This is a genomic window from Rhodospirillaceae bacterium (assembly GCA_016712715.1).
Lineage (GTDB): Bacteria > Pseudomonadota > Alphaproteobacteria > Dongiales > Dongiaceae > Dongia.
This window is the reverse complement of the sequence record JADJQM010000002.1, coordinates 64,527-79,280: the sequence shown is the minus strand read 5'-3', so window position 1 is coordinate 79,280 and position 14,754 is coordinate 64,527. Positions and strand designations below refer to the sequence as shown.

Below are 14,754 nucleotides of genomic sequence, written 5' to 3'. Positions count from 1 at the left end.
TCAGATTGCCATCTCACACATCCAGATTCGCGACGTTGAGCGCATTCTGCTGGATGAAATCGCGCCTTGGTTCGACCAGGTCGCCCATCAGGGTCGAGAAGATTTCTTCGGCTTCGTCGACGTGGTTGACCTTGACCTGGAGGAGCGAGCGCACGGCGGGATCGAGGGTCGTCGACCAGAGCTGCTCGGGATTCATTTCGCCGAGGCCCTTGTAGCGCTGGATGTCGATGCCCTTGCTGCCGATCTCGGTCACCACGTCGATGAGGTCGATGGGGCCGTTGATGACGGCCGTGCGGTCCTTGGCGACGAGGCTTGCTGCCGTGCCGAAGCTCTCAAGCAGGCCCTCCTTCATCTGGTCGAGGCGATGGGCCTCGGCCGAGCGGATGAGGCTCGCATCGATCACATGGCCCGAGGTGACACCGCGCAGGCGCCGCTTGAAGGCAAGGCCGCCCTGCTGGTCGGACAGGCCGGACCAGCCGCGTTCGGCGGGGGGTGAGATCTTGTCGAGCTCGGCGGCGATCGCGGCAGCCAGTTCCGGGTTGGTCGCGGCCTGCGGATTGAGGCCACCACGGATGGCGGTCTGGCTCACCACGGCGGCGGAACCCACCTTGCGGATGAGAGGTTCCATCAGATGCTTGGCCTGTGCCGCAAGATCAACCACGCGGCGGAGATCCGGGCCGGCGATCTGCTCGCCATTGCCGAGCGTCAGAACCGCCGTGTCGAGGCCGAGCGAGATGAGATAATCCTCGCGCGCGAGATCATCCTTCAGGTAATGCTCGGACTTGCCCTTGGCGGCGCGGTAGAGCGGCGGCTGCGCGATGTAGAGATAGCCCTTCTCGATCAACTCCGGCATCTGCCGATAGAAGAAGGTGAGCAGCAGCGTGCGGATGTGCGAGCCGTCGACATCGGCGTCGGTCATGATGATGATCTTGTGATAGCGCGCCTTGGCAATATCGAATTCCTCGGGCCCGATGCTGGTGCCGAGGGCTGCGATCAACGTACCGATCTGGTCCGAGGAGAGCATCTTGTCAAAGCGCGCACGCTCGACATTGAGGATCTTGCCGCGCAAGGGAAGGATCGCCTGGTTCTTGCGGTGACGGCCTTGCTTCGCCGACCCGCCTGCGGAATCACCCTCGACGATGAAGAGTTCTGACAAGGCCGGGTCGCGTTCCTGGCAATCGGCAAGCTTGCCGGGCAGGGACGAGATATCGAGCGCACCCTTGCGCCGCGTGAGATCGCGGGCCTTACGGGCGGCTTCGCGGGCGGCGGCGGCTTCGACCGCCTTGCCGACGATGCGCTTGGCATCGGCCGGATGTTCCTCGAACCATTGGGCGAGGCGCTCGTTGACGATGTTCTCGACCACGGGGCGCACTTCGGACGAAACCAGCTTGTCTTTCGTCTGTGAAGAGAATTTCGGGTCCGGTACCTTCACGGAGAGCACGCAGGTGAGGCCTTCGCGGGCGTCGTCGCCGGTGAGCGTTACCTTCTCGCGCTTGGCGATGCCGCTTTCTTCCGCGTATTTGTTGATCTGGCGCGTGAGCGCTGCGCGGAAGCCCTGGAGGTGGGTACCGCCATCCCGCTGCGGGATGTTGTTGGTAAAGCACAGCATCGTCTCGTGATAGCTGTCGGTCCATTCCAGGGCCGCCTCGACGGTCATGCCGTCCTTTTCCTGCATCATGGTGATGGCCGAGCCATGGAGCGGATTCTTGGCGCGGTCGAGATAGCGGATGAAGGCCTCGAGGCCGCCTTCGTAATGGAGCTCCACCGATTTCGGCTCGACCGTGCGGTTGTCGGTGAGGATGAGGCGCACGCCGGAATTCAAGAAAGCGAGCTCGCGCAGGCGATGCTCCAGCGTCGCGTAGTCGTATTCGGTCTTGGTGAAGGTTTCCTTCGAGGCGAGAAAGGTAACCTCGGTGCCGCGATTGTCGCCGGCGGGACCGGTCACGACCAGCGGTGCTTCCGGATCGCCATGACGGAAGCGCAGGAAATGCTCCTTGCCGTCGCGCCAGATGCGGAGGTCAAGGCGTTCAGAGAGCGCGTTCACCACCGAGACACCGACACCGTGCAGGCCACCCGAGACCTTGTAGCTGTTCTGGTCGAACTTACCGCCGGCATGGAGCTGGGTCATGATGACCTCGGCCGCCGAGACGCCTTCTTCCTTGTGGATGTCGACCGGAATGCCGCGGCCATTGTCGCGCACCGTCACCGAGCCGTCGCCATTGAGGCTCACATCAATGCGGTCGCACCAGCCGGCGAGGCTTTCGTCGATGGCGTTATCGACGACTTCATAGACCATGTGATGGAGGCCAGAGCCGTCATCGGTGTCACCGATATACATGCCGGGGCGCTTGCGGACGGCGTCGAGCCCTTTCAGCACGCGGATGGAATCGGCGCCGTAATCGTCGGCGCCGTGGTTTCCACCGGTGGTTCCATTCTCTTTGTTCTCGTCGCTCATGGTCTGGGTCTCGTTACTGCAAAGGTCAAATCAGGTTGAGATGGCTTGGCCTAGTTCATATCCGGCAGCAGGCGGCCATCGCCTGCGGTCATGAAATGGGCCCAGCCATCCAGGGATTGGAACGTCTCGCGTTCCGTGCCGGTCAGCCAGCATTGCGCCTGGAGCGCCTGCAACTCGGCAAAGAGGGCATCGCGGCGCTGGCGGTCGAGATGGGCCGCCACTTCGTCAAGCAGCAGCACCGGGGCTTCGCCGCGCCGTTTGGTCGAGAGCCGTGCTTCGGCGAGGATGATCGCCACCAGCAGGGCCTTCTGCTCGCCGGTCGAGCAATCGCCGGCGCGTAAAGGGGCTCCCCCGAGATGGCGACCCGAGAGGGTCACGACAAGGTCGGATCGGTGGGTGCCCCATTGTGTCACGCCGCTTTCGGCGTCGGTGCCGCGGGCGGCGGCGAGGCGCGCTCTCAACAGGTCCTCGGCTTCCAGCGCCGGCATGGAATCCAGCGAGGCTTCGACAGAGCCGGCCACAGCGAGATCAGCCTGCGGGAACGGTCCCACGGCCTCCGCCATGGCGGAGTTGAGGCTGGCGGTTGCATCGAGCCTGGCTGCCGCAATGGCAACGCCTTGTGCCGCCATCTCGCTTTCCAGGCCAGCGAGCCAGGCGTTCATGTCGCCGCCGGGGGCCGAGGGGCCTTCGCCGCGCAGGAGGCGCGCGCGTTCGCGCATGGCCTGTTCGTAAGCAGCCACCCGGGCGGCATGGGTCGGATCAAGGCCATAAACCAGCCGGTCGAGGAAACGGCGGCGCGAGGAGGTTGCTTCCGAAAACAGCCGGTCCATCTGCGGGGTGAGCCACAACACGGTGAGAATCTCGGCAAAGCTCGCCTGTGAGCGGACATTGGCGCCGTTGATGCGCGAGATGCGGCGTTCGCGGCCATTCTGGGCCAAGGCCAGGGGATCGCGGCCGGTGCCCAGCGCATGCTCGCCGCCACGGCCCAGATAGCGGGCATGGACCGCCCAGGCGATGCCGCCCTGGCGCGCGAAGCCGTCCTGCGTCTCGCTGCTGTGCACGCTTGCGTGATTGCCGGCATTGCGGAACTCGATCTCGGCGATGGTCGCCTGGCGCAGGCCGGAACCGGGCGAGAGATAGGAGAGCGCTTCCAGGAGATTGGTCTTGCCGGCACCGTTGCGGCCCGTCAGCACGACGGCGCCAAGCCCGCGTTCGAGCCCGGTTTCGATCCCGATCTCGCGGTAATTGCGGAACGACGTCAGCGAGAGGTACAAAAATCCGTTCGCCACCTGCGCTACCGGGTGTGGCGTGATCTGGGTGATGTCGGTTCCGCGCTCGGCGACCGACATTGCCTCACACGCGCATCGGCATCAGCACATAGAGTGCCTGGGCATCCGCCATGTCGCGCAGCAAAGTGGGGGCCACGGAATCGGCCAGTTTCAATTCCAGGCCCTGGCCCTCGATCTCGTCGGCGACATCGAGCAGATATTTCGAGTTGAAGCCGATTTCCATCGGCTGGCCGTCATACTTCACCTCGATCTCTTCCGAGGCGCTGCCATTCTCGGCGCTGGTGGCCGAGAGAGTGAGCGTGCCCGGCTTCAGGCTGAGCTTCACGGCGCGCGATTTCTCGCTGGAGATGGTCGAGACGCGGTCGACCGCGTCGCGGAACTCCTTGCGGTCGACTTCCAGCACCTTGTCATTGGCGGTAGGAATGACACGCTGATAGTCCGGGAACGACCCGTCGATCAGCTTCGAGGTCAGCACCACGTCGGCAAAGGCGAAGCGGATGCGGCTGTCGGAGAGCGAGACGTCGACCGACCCCTCGAAATCCTCGATGAGCTTGCGGACTTCGTTGACCATCTTCCGGGGCACGATCACGCCGGGAATGCTCTCGGCGCCCTCTGGCAACGGCATTTCGACCCGGGCCAGGCGATGGCCGTCGGTCGCCACCGCGCGCAGACTGGTCTGCTTGCCGGCGGCATAGGCGTGGACGTAGATGCCATTGAGGTAATAGCGCGTCTCTTCCGTCGAGATCGCGAATTTGGTGCGATCGATGAGGCCTTTGAGGTCCGCGGCGGAGAGCGGGAATTTGTGCGGCAGGTCGCCGGCATGGATGGCCGGGAAATCCTCCTTGGGCAGGGTCGCCAAGGCAAAGCGCGATCGCCCGGCCTTTACCGTGACCTGCTGGCCGTCGGCGGCCAATTCGATCTGGACCTGTGCGCCATCGGGCAGCTTGCGGACGATGTCGTAGAGCGTGTGGGCGGGCACCGTGGCCGCACCCGGGGCGGCGATATCCGCCGGCACCTTTTCCACGACCGCGAGGTCCATGTCGGTGGCGGTCAACGCCAGCTGGCCGTCCTTGGCCTCGGCCAGCACGTTGGAGAGGATGGGAATGGTGTTGCGCCGTTCGACAACGCTCTGCACGTGGCCCAGCGCCTTCAGCAGGAGGGTCCGCTCGATGGTCAGTTTCATGGCCTAACTCAACCCTGTTTCTGGCCGCTGGCGGGACCCGCCACACCGGGCCGATGAGGCCTCGCATGCGGGTTCCGACGCCGTCGGTCCGATCGTTTCCAACCTTGCCTGAAGGTCCCCCGCGCAAGGCGGCATAGGCCGAATCGGCCGATGTTTTCCAGCAAGTGGGGGATTATAGCAGGTTAGGCCCCGGGCAACAGGGTTTTATGGCCCGGAAGGACCCTATCGGGGGCCCGGCAAACCCCCAGAAAGCTTGGTGAAAATCAGCCTTCCAGCATGCGCTTGAGCAAGTCGATATCTTCGGAAAACGAGATATCGCCGGCCGCCAGTTCCTCGACCTTTTTCACGGCGTGCATCACGGTCGTATGGTCGCGCCCACCAAAGGAGCGGCCGATATCGGGCAGCGATTTGGTGGTCAGTTGCTTGGCGAGATACATGGCGATCTGGCGCGGGCGCGAAACCTGGCGGGCGCGCCGGGGCGAGCTCATATCGGCCAGCTTGATGTTGTAATGCTCGGCGACGCGCCGCTGGATTTCCTCGATGGTGACCGAGCGGTCGTTGGCCCGCAGCAGATCCTTGAGGAGTTCCTGGGCGGATTCGACCGAGACGGGGCGGCCGACCAGCGTCGCATGGGCGATGATGCGGGTGAGCGCACCTTCCAGCTCGCGCACATTCGACGAGATGCGGTGGGCGAGGAATTCCAGCACCTTGGAGGGGATCTGGATGGGCGCCTGCTCGGCCTTGGCCTGCAGGATGCCGAGGCGGAGTTCGTAGGTGGTCGGATGGATGTCGGCGACCAAGCCCCAGCCGAAGCGCGTGCGCATGCGCTCCTCAAGGCCCCTGGAGGTCGGAGGGCGATTTGTCGGCGGAGAGCACCACCTGCTTGTTCTGATCGAACAGCGCGTTGAAGGTGTGGAAGAACTCTTCCTGGGTCGATTCCTTGCCGATGATGAACTGCACGTCATCGACCATCAGCACGTCGACCGAGCGGAACAGTTCCTTGAAGGCCATGGTGTTCTTGTTCCGCAAAGCGCGGATGAACTGGTACATGAACTTCTCGGCGGAGAGATAGATCACCCGCTTCTGGGGCTGCTTCTTTTTGATGTGATGCGCGATCGCATGCATGAGATGCGTCTTGCCGAGGCCGACGCCGCCATAAAGAAACAGCGGATTGAACGGCACGACATCGGATTCAGCGACGCGCAGCGCGGCAGCATGGGCAAGCTCGTTCGACTTGCCGACCACGAAATTGTCGAAGGTCAGGCGGGGATCGAGTGTCGCACTCACTTCGGCAAGACCATCGGCCTCGGCCTGGCTCACCGCAGACATGCCCGGCGACATGATCTGATGGCTGTCATTCGCAGCGGGGGCATCGGCGGTCGCATGGGCCGGCGCATCAAGGGCTGCGAAATCATCCGCCGTCGCATCGTCGGCAGCACTTGTGTCACGGCTGTCGACGATCACCTCGACCGAGCGGATCTCCGGACATTCGCTGCACCACAGCGCCATGATCCGGTCGGCGTAATGCGTCGCCACCCAGTCGCGCATGAAGCGCGACGGCACGGCCACGCGCAGATCCTGGCCACGGCGGCCGGCAAGGGTCAGCGGCTTCAGCCAGGATCGGAACGTCGCTTCGCCGAATTCGGCACGCAGGCGACCACGCACACGGGCCCATTGCGCATTGAGAAGCGAATCGCTGCCAGCTTCGAGCATGCCCTTGCCCCCAAACCCCAGATTCATCTCGTCATTCCGGCTCATGATGCTGCTCATCAGTCCTGCACCCAGGGAAGGTCGGCGACCTTCCAGCCATTGGCGCGGCCACGATGGCTGCCGGCATCCTTGTCGCCCTCGAACCCGCCGCTGATGTTGAAGCAGGGACCAAGGGCCGCCTCGGTCATGGCAATGGCCGCCGCGCGCGAGCGCGCGCCCGACCGGCACAGGAAGTAAAGCGGTCCCTTAACCTCGCCCAGCTGGGCCTTCACCTTGCCCACGAAATCGGCATCGACCGCCATGGTGGGATAGTTCTGCCAGGAGGCGAGGACCACCTTCTTGCCGATGGTGGAAAGGTCGGGGATGCCGACAAAGCTCCATTCCGGCTGGGTGCGGACGTCGATCAGGCGCGCCTGCGGGTGGCTGACGAGGGCGTCCCAGGCGGCTTGCGGCATCACGTCGCCCGCATAGGTTCCAGTATTGCTCATGCCGTGCTTCCCCCAACAATCGTCATTTCCGCTGCCGCATAGGAGTCACGCGCCTAAAGGCGGCGTGGCACCCGGATCGGCGGCGGTCTTAATAGTTAACTTAAGCCCGGCCGCCGAACCTGTTGGGATCGGGTGAGTAAGGCTGCAACCAATGCGCGATTATTCCATGAACGCGCGCAATGTAACCGTGACTTGGTTGCCACAGGTGCTGAAGGGGGAAAACAGACGCTGAGAAGGGTCCAGATCGTGTGAATCTGGTAGCTTTCCGGCGTTCACTGGCGAGCTTGACGGAGATACCGCCGCAGCCTCGGCAAGAGAACTGATGAAACGTGTCGTCACGCATCATAGATCTTTGTTTTTTATAGCAAATTTTCCCGTGATCGAGCTCTTTTCGAGCCCCGGCCAACGCCCTGTCTCGCGGCCGAAAGGGACTCTACGCGCGCACAATTGGGCATGCAACAAGTCCGAATCGAGAACGGGTTGGAATCGACTCTTGGCACCCTCGCTGTGGCCGAAACATCACAGATTCAACAGCCCGGTCTGGTCAAAGGACTACAACGGATGGTGGCGTAGGGGGCATGGAGCCACAAACGTGAACCGCGGCCCTCAGGGAGGTGCCGCGGTTTACCGCGATAGCTGCCAGACCCTTACGGGCCGGGTTTCAGATGGGACCTGAGATCGGCCCCGCCTTGGTCAGGCGAGGGCGCGCAGACGCTTGGTCAGGCGGGACATCTTGCGGGCGGCGGTGTTCTTGTGCACCACGCCCTTGACGACGCCACGGGCCAATTCCGGCTGCGCTGCCTTCAGCGCCGCTTCGGCTTCGGCCTTGTTGCCGCTGGCGATGGCCATCTCGGCCTTCTTCACGGCGGTCTTCAAACGGCTGTTATTGGTGCGGTTGCGCGCCGTGCTGACGACGGTCTGACGGATGCGCTTTTCCGCTGATTTGTGATGAGCCATGGGGCAATACCTGCTTTGAAACGTAAGAAATTCTATTGGCGGCGGGTTATACAGAGGGTGGCCCCACCCGTCAACCGGTGCCGTGGAGCGGCATTTCGGCATCTTAAAGCCGGCCCTGGACTATGGTGTGTGCCCTGCACCCGGCGCAGGGGCCGATCCTACTGAAATCATTGGACTTGGGGCAAGGCCACCGGCATAACCACACGAGTTTAAGCCAGGATACCGCCCGGATGACCGCTGTCCCGTTCCTCAAGATGCATGGCCTCGGCAATGATTTTGTCGTGCTGGATGCGCGTCGGCAGGATCTGACGCTCTCCGTGCAGCAGCGGCAGCGCCTGGGCGACCGGCATTTTGGCGTCGGCTTCGACCAGATGGTGACGCTGGAGAATCCGCTGACGCCCGGGGCCGATGTGTTCATGCGCCTCCACAACGCCGACGGATCGGAAGCACGCGCCTGCGGCAACGCCACGCGCTGTATCGCCGCGCGCATCATGGACGAGAAGGCGAATGGCCACGCGGTGATCGAGACGGTCGCCGGCCTGCTGCCGGCGGAGCGCCTCGACAACGGCCAGATCGCCGTCGATATGGGCCCGGCCAATCTCGACTGGGCCGATATTCCGGTGGCGTCCGCCTGCGATACGCTCCACATGCCGGTGGCGCTCGGTCCGGTGTCGGATCCGGTTGGCGTCAATGTCGGCTCCAGCCACGCCGTCTTCTTCGTGCCCGACGTGGCGGCGATCGATCTGCCGGTGATCGGCCTGCAGTTGGAGAACCATCCCTTCTTCCCGAACCGCGCCAACATCGAATTCGTCCAGATCCTCTCGCCCACCAGCATGCGCATGCGGGTGTGGGAGCGCGGTGCCGGGATTACGCTGGCCTGCGGCTCGGGTGCCTGTGCGGCCCTCGTGGCGGCGGCACGCCGTGGCCTTACGGGCCGCAAGGGCGAGGTCATCGTCGATGGCGGGACACTTACCATCGAATGGCTGGAGAACGGCCATGTGCGCATGACCGGCCCCTGGACCTTGTCCTATGAGGGAACGATCGACCTCGACAGTCTCGTGAATAGCCATGGCTGAGGAAACGCTCGTTCCCGTCATTGAGGCAGCGACGCCAGGTCAGCCGCAATTGGTGACGTTCGGCTGCCGCTTGAATGCTTTCGAGAGCGAAGTCATTCGCAATCATGCGTCGGCTGCGGGTCTCAGCGATGCCATCATCATCAATACCTGCGCCGTTACCTCGGAAGCCGAGCGCCAGGCGCGCCAGGCCATCCGCAAGGCGCGCCGCCTCAATCCGGCGGCGCGCATCATCGTCACGGGCTGTGCCGCGCAGATCGCGCCGGAAAAATTCGCGGCGATGGATGAAGTAGACGCCGTCCTCGGCAATGAGGAAAAGCTGAAGGCCGAGAGCTTCACCGCGCTCAGCTTGTCGCGCGAACCCCATGTCGCGGTCGCCGATATCATGACGGTGACGGAAACGGCGCCGCATCTCATCTCCGGTTTCGCCGCGCGTGCCCGGGCCTTCGTCGAGATCCAGCAGGGCTGCGATCATCGCTGCACCTTCTGCATCATCCCGTTCGGCCGCGGCAACAGCCGCTCGGTGCCGACCGGCGCCATTGTCGAGCAGATCCGCCAATTGGTCGCGAACGGTGTCCGCGAAGTGGTGCTGACCGGCGTCGACATCACCTCCTATGGCGGCGATCTGCCGGGCAAGACGGGCCTCGGTGCCCTCACGCGGCGCATCCTGACGCTGGTGCCGGAATTGCCACGCCTGCGTCTCTCTTCGATCGATGTGGTCGAGGTGGATGACGAGCTGCGCCGGCTGATCATTTCCGAAGAACGGCTGATGCCGCACCTGCATCTGTCGCTGCAGGCCGGCGACGACATGATCCTGAAGCGCATGAAGCGTCGCCACAGCCGCGATGATGCGATCCGCTTCACGACCGAGATGCTGGCAGCGCGGCCGGATCTGGTGTTCGGCGCCGACCTCATCGCCGGCTTCCCGACCGAGACCGATGCGATGTTCGAGAATTCGCTGCGCCTCATCGAGGATTGCAATCTCACCTTCCTTCATGTCTTCCCTTATTCGGCACGCAGCGGTACGCCGGCTGCGAAGATGCCCCAGGTGCCGGGGCCGGTGCGCAAGGCGCGGGCCCAGGCCCTGCGCGCGCGCGGCCTTGTCGCCCAGCGTGCCTATTTCGCGCGCCAGTTCGGCGCCGCCGCCCGCGTGCTGGTCGAGAAGTCGGACGGCAATGCCGCCTTCGGCCACAGCGATCATTTCGCACCCGTCTCGCTGGGCTTCAGCGCCGTGCCGGGCAGCATCATCGATACCCGCATCAATGGGGCGACGGACGAGCATCTCACCGCCATCGCCGCATGATCCAGATTTGCAGTCCCGATCGCCCATGACCGACAGTACGACACGCGAGAAGCAGGGCTGGTTCCAGCGCCTGAAATCCGGCCTCAGCCGCTCCTCCGCCAAGCTCACCGACAGCATCACCGGGATCTTCACCAAGCGGAAGCTCGACCGGGCCCTGCTTGACGAGTTGGAAGAGGCCTTGATCGCTGCCGATCTGGGCCCGGCGACAGCGGCGAGATTGACGGCGACCTTGGCCAAGGATCGCTTCGACAAGGAAGTGACCTCTGAGGAAGTGCGGGCACTCTTTGCCGATGAGATCGCGGCGATCCTGGAGCCGGTGGCCAAGCCGCTTGTCATCGCAGACCACCGTCCGCATGTCGTTCTTGTGGTCGGCGTCAACGGGTCCGGCAAGACGACGACCATCGGCAAGCTCGCGCGCCTCTATCAGGGCCAGGGCAGACGCGTCATGCTGGCTGCGGGCGACACGTTCCGCGCCGCCGCCGTCGAACAGCTGAAGATCTGGGGCGAGCGTGCCGGCGTGCCGGTGATCGCGCGCGGCGAAGGGGCTGATCCCGCCGGGCTCGCTTTCGACGCGGTGCAGGAAGCCAAGGCTGAAGGAATCGACCTCCTCCTCATCGACACGGCGGGCCGCCTGCAGAACAAGGCGGGCCTCATGGAAGAACTCGCCAAGATCGTGCGCGTGGTGAAGAAGGTCGATCCGTCGGCGCCGCATGATTGCCTGCTGGTGCTCGATGCGACCGTGGGCCAGAACGCGCACAGCCAGGTCGATATCTTCAAGCAGATCTGCCAGGTGACCGGCCTCGTCATCACCAAGCTGGATGGGTCGGCCAAGGGCGGCGTGCTGGTGGCGCTCGCCGAACGTTTTGGCCTGCCGGTGGTGGCGATCGGCGTGGGAGAGGGCCAGGACGATCTCAAACCCTTCGCCGCCCAGGAATTCGCCCGCTCCCTGATGGACGTGACCTGAGGAGAACCCTCAATGGCAATTCCAATCCGTGACGCCAAGGAGATGCTGGCCGGCATGTCGCCGAGCCTGATCGACGGCGATTATGTCTTCTGCAGCACGGAAGATGCCGGTTTGGCCGCCCGTGCGCAGTCCCAGGCCATTGGCTGGTTCAAGGAATCGGAGGGCACATCGCTGATCCTGCCCCTCCTTGATGCCGAGGCGCTTGGGTTCGACTGCGCATCGCCGATGCGGCAGATCACCCTCTCAGTCTATTCGGCGCTGGACGGCGTCGGCCTCACCGCAGCCGTCGCCGCAGCCTTGGCGGAGCACAATATCCCCTGCAACATGGTGGCGGCTTTCCATCACGACCATGTCTTTGTCCCGCGCGATCTTGCCGCGCAGGCGCTTGGCTTGCTGCAGGCGCTGCAGCAGCGCGCGGCCGCTACTTGAACGCGGCGCTGGTGATGCGCCAGCCGAGCGACGCCGACACGGCGGAGAGCAGGGCGCCCCAGACCATATCGAGCAGCGACAGGCCCAGCGGCCAATCCCTCAAGGTGGCAAGGTTGGTGAGATCATAGGTCATGTAGGCGATAAATCCGAGCACGGCGGCGCGCAGCGCCACGCCTGCCATGGCCGGCCGATCCGTGCCGGCAATCGCAATGAACACCAGCCCGGCCGGATAAATCAGGTAGAACGCGACGGCGGCGGCCCAGTTCGGTGTCGGCGCCATCAGTTCGCCAAGGCCCTCGCGGTAGAAATCGACGGCGACCAGGCCCAGCCAGATTCCGTCGATGAGAATGAACAGGACCAGGACGGCAAGATAGGTCACGAGATATCTGCGCACGTTTGCTCTCTCTTGCTATGCTGCGAGGGAACCCAGGCCGTGGCCGAAGGTTCCGGTTAACTGCCACCACGACGGGATACGAGATGATCATGAATCGGGTTCAATATGTTCTGGGAAATATTCCGCATGGCGCCACGCTGCCGCTAGGGCACCCCTGGCCCCGGCGCAGGAGGCGATCGGCGAGGTGTCCACAACTTTCCGCATGATGAGTCCCAACGACAAGGTCGTCATCGAACGCTATGACGATCCCAAGGTCGAGAACGTGTCCTGCTATCTCAGCCGCGCCGAAACCGGCGGCTGGAGCGGCGCCATGGGCTTTGCCGAGGATCCCAGCCGCTTTTCCATCGCCTGCCGCGCGGTCGGCCCCACCCGGGTGACCGGGAAGATCCCCACGGACAAGAAGGGCGAGGTGGTCTTTTCCGAGGATGCCTCGATCCTGTTCAAGGAGCTGCGCATCAGCCGCTTCATGGATACGCAGAAGAACGTGCTGGTCTATCTGGTCTGGTCGACCAAGCTGATCGACGGTTCGCCCTACAACTCCATTTCCGTGGTGCCGCTCGACTGAGGGCGGCGGCCGCGACCTATGCGATTTCACCTATACCCCCATCGAAACAAGCGATTGGGCAGGATGTCATCCATATGTCATGGTCCGCCCCATCATGATGACACTTTCGCTTTCGATGACGCTGCTGGTCCTGCTGGCCGCCGTCATGCACGCCAGCTGGAACGTTCTGGTCAAGATCGGCCACGACACTCTGCTCAATATGGGCCTCACCATGGGCCTTGCCGGCGTCATTGCCTTGCCGTTCCTGTTGATGACAGAGATCCCGGCGCCGGAGAGCTGGATCTATCTGCTGGGCTCGCTCCTCACCCATCTTGGCTATTACCTGTTCCTGGTACTGGCCTATCGCCATGGGGAACTCAGTCAGGTCTATCCCATCGCCCGCGGCTCGGCGCCGCTGCTGGTGGCGGTGTCGGCCTGGATCCTGCCGCCCCATGAGATCCTCGCCGGCTGGCAGATGGCCGGTGTGGCCGCCATCTCCATCGGCATCTTGAGCCTCTCGGTCGAGAAGCCGCTTGCCGGCAAGCATAAGTGGGAACCGGTCGCCTTCGGCCTGATGACCGGCATCTGCATCATGAGCTATACGCTGTGCGACGGTCTCGGCATTCGCCATGCCGGCTCGGATGAGGCACAGCAATTCGGCTATATCGCCTGGCTGTTCGCGCTGGATGCGCCGTTGCTGGTGTTGTTCTGCCTGTGGCGGCGCGGCGTCGGCACCGCAATCGCCTATTGGGCCAAGGCCTGGAAGGTCGGCCTTGCCGGCGGTGCGCTTTCCGCCGGCGCCTATGCCATCGCCATCTTCGCGATGAAGTCGGGGGCCTTCGCCCATGTCAGCGCCCTGCGCGAGACCAGCGTGATCTTCGCTGCCCTCATGAGCGCCTTCCTGCTGAAGGAACGGTTCCGCAAACGGCGCTATGCGTCGGTGAGCCTGGTGGCCCTAGGCGCCGTCCTGCTGCATTGAGCCTGCGATCAATGCGCGGCGGCGTCCATCAACTGGAAGCGGCGCGCCGAAATCAGCGACGAGACCGACAGCAGCTTGTGGGCATAAGGATCGCTCACATTGCGCAAGGCGACATGCGGCTGATCGCCAGGACCCTTGAAGCGCTTTTCAATGCGCCAATGGGCATACATGTGCTGCGGCAGCTTGTCGGAAATTTCAATGAGAACAGAGCCCACGTCCAGGGTCTCGCTTTGCTCATCCACCAGAACCTTGTCGTCCCGGTGCCACGGCAACCAATTCAGTAAAACCCGCCCCATAGTCGCGCCCCTAAAACCATGCCGGCGACCGACCCCATGTCGATCACCTGTCAGACACCTGACCATGGCAGTTTAGGCCTCATGTCTTAACAAGAGGTTTCAGGGGCGCAGCTAAGTTATTGAGCTAATTTAGAACTATGGGATTTTAGGATTTTGCCGTTATTCAAACCGGATGTGGTTGATCTCGTCGCCCATCTCTAGGGATTGTAGGACATCGAGCCCTTCGACGATCTGGCCGAAGACCGTGTGACCACCATCAAGGTGCGGTTGCTTCTCCAGAACCAGAAAAAATTGTGAGCCGCCGGTGTCGCGCCCGGCATGCGCCATCGAGAGGGCGCCTTCGACATGCTTGTGCGGGTTGCCCTTGGTCTCGCAGGCGATGCGCCAGCCAGGCCCACCGGTGCCCGTCCCTTCCGGGCAGCCGCCCTGGGCGACGAAACCGGGGATGACGCGGTGGAAGTTGAGCCCGTCATAGAACTTGTCCTCGGCCAGGACATAGAAATTGGCGACCGAATTGGGGGCCTCTTCCGGGAACATTTCCAGCTTCATGTCGCCCTTGGTGGTCGAGATGGTGCAATGCTTGAGGCTCTTGATCTTCTCAGGCGTCAGGTCGTGAACCTTGAGGGCGCCGCGGGACATGAAGGAATTCCTTTCGTTTGGACCCCGTACCTGTTCTGGGCGCGGGCCGAA

At 63.4% G+C, this 14,754-nt stretch carries 13 protein-coding genes and 2 pseudogenes; 6 read left to right on the top strand and 9 right to left on the bottom strand.

Annotation, left to right across the window (positions count from 1 at the left end):
• Positions 1 to 13 precede the first annotated feature (13 nt).
• From gyrB to rpsT, 6 genes and pseudogenes are all read right to left on the bottom strand, one after another.
• The gene (gene gyrB / locus IPK59_11090; GenBank protein ID MBK8159271.1) at positions 14 to 2,455 is read right to left on the bottom strand and encodes a DNA topoisomerase (ATP-hydrolyzing) subunit B; all 2,442 of its coding nucleotides are present in this window, start codon (positions 2,453 to 2,455) and stop codon (positions 14 to 16) included.
• 50 nt (positions 2,456 to 2,505) lie between these two features.
• Positions 2,506 to 3,804: a DNA replication/repair protein RecF gene (gene recF, locus IPK59_11085; protein MBK8159270.1), complete on the bottom strand. Its 1,299-nt coding sequence runs from the start codon at positions 3,802 to 3,804 to the stop codon at positions 2,506 to 2,508.
• 4 nt (positions 3,805 to 3,808) lie between these two features.
• Positions 3,809 to 4,927, bottom strand: a complete 1,119-nt coding sequence (locus IPK59_11080; protein MBK8159269.1) for a DNA polymerase III subunit beta — start codon at positions 4,925 to 4,927, stop codon at positions 3,809 to 3,811.
• A 263-nt stretch (positions 4,928 to 5,190) separates the two neighbouring features.
• Positions 5,191 to 6,640: pseudogene (dnaA, locus tag IPK59_11075) on the bottom strand (chromosomal replication initiator protein DnaA).
• Between the two features lie 56 nt (positions 6,641 to 6,696).
• Positions 6,697 to 7,125: a rhodanese-like domain-containing protein gene (locus IPK59_11070; protein ID MBK8159268.1), complete on the bottom strand. Its 429-nt coding sequence runs from the start codon at positions 7,123 to 7,125 to the stop codon at positions 6,697 to 6,699.
• A gap of 693 nt (positions 7,126 to 7,818) precedes the next feature.
• Positions 7,819 to 8,082, bottom strand: a complete 264-nt coding sequence (rpsT, locus tag IPK59_11065; protein ID MBK8159267.1) for a 30S ribosomal protein S20 — start codon at positions 8,080 to 8,082, stop codon at positions 7,819 to 7,821.
• A 230-nt stretch (positions 8,083 to 8,312) separates the two neighbouring features.
• Here rpsT and IPK59_11060 point away from each other — a divergent pair, with 230 nt between their 5' ends.
• From IPK59_11060 to IPK59_11045, 4 genes and pseudogenes are all read left to right on the top strand, one after another.
• The gene (locus IPK59_11060) at positions 8,313 to 9,158 is read left to right on the top strand and encodes a diaminopimelate epimerase (GenBank protein MBK8159266.1); all 846 of its coding nucleotides are present in this window, start codon (positions 8,313 to 8,315) and stop codon (positions 9,156 to 9,158) included.
• A pseudogene (mtaB, locus tag IPK59_11055) lies at positions 9,151 to 10,374 on the top strand (tRNA (N(6)-L-threonylcarbamoyladenosine(37)-C(2))-methylthiotransferase MtaB). The gene IPK59_11060 and the pseudogene mtaB overlap by 8 nt, the downstream one beginning before the upstream one ends.
• On the top strand, positions 10,331 to 11,422 hold the full coding sequence (gene ftsY / locus IPK59_11050) for a signal recognition particle-docking protein FtsY (protein ID MBK8159265.1): 1,092 nt from the start codon (positions 10,331 to 10,333) through the stop codon (positions 11,420 to 11,422). The pseudogene mtaB and the gene ftsY overlap by 44 nt, the downstream one beginning before the upstream one ends.
• 12 nt (positions 11,423 to 11,434) lie before the next feature.
• Positions 11,435 to 11,851: an ACT domain-containing protein gene (locus IPK59_11045; GenBank protein MBK8159264.1), complete on the top strand. Its 417-nt coding sequence runs from the start codon at positions 11,435 to 11,437 to the stop codon at positions 11,849 to 11,851.
• Here IPK59_11045 and IPK59_11040 read toward each other — a convergent pair.
• Entirely contained in the window at positions 11,844 to 12,245 is a 402-nt protein-coding gene (locus IPK59_11040) for a DUF2177 family protein (protein MBK8159263.1), read from the bottom strand. The genes IPK59_11045 and IPK59_11040 overlap by 8 nt on opposite strands.
• On the opposite strand from IPK59_11040, the gene IPK59_11035 reads away from it, so the two are divergent.
• Both IPK59_11035 and IPK59_11030 read left to right on the top strand, forming a co-directional pair.
• Complete coding sequence (locus IPK59_11035) at positions 12,238 to 12,810, top strand: CreA family protein (protein MBK8159262.1); 573 nt, start codon at positions 12,238 to 12,240, stop codon at positions 12,808 to 12,810. The two genes, IPK59_11040 and IPK59_11035, sit on opposite strands and share 8 nt — an antisense overlap.
• Before the next feature lie 79 nt (positions 12,811 to 12,889).
• The gene (locus IPK59_11030; protein MBK8159261.1) at positions 12,890 to 13,768 is read left to right on the top strand and encodes an EamA family transporter; all 879 of its coding nucleotides are present in this window, start codon (positions 12,890 to 12,892) and stop codon (positions 13,766 to 13,768) included.
• An 8-nt stretch (positions 13,769 to 13,776) separates the two neighbouring features.
• Here IPK59_11030 and IPK59_11025 read toward each other — a convergent pair whose 3' ends face one another.
• Positions 13,777 to 14,010, bottom strand: coding sequence for a hypothetical protein (locus IPK59_11025; GenBank protein MBK8159260.1), 234 nt, complete (start codon positions 14,008 to 14,010; stop codon positions 13,777 to 13,779).
• Positions 14,011 to 14,223: 213 nt separating this feature from the next.
• The gene (locus IPK59_11020; protein MBK8159259.1) at positions 14,224 to 14,703 is read right to left on the bottom strand and encodes a peptidylprolyl isomerase; all 480 of its coding nucleotides are present in this window, start codon (positions 14,701 to 14,703) and stop codon (positions 14,224 to 14,226) included.
• Between the last annotated feature and the right edge of the window lie 51 nt (positions 14,704 to 14,754).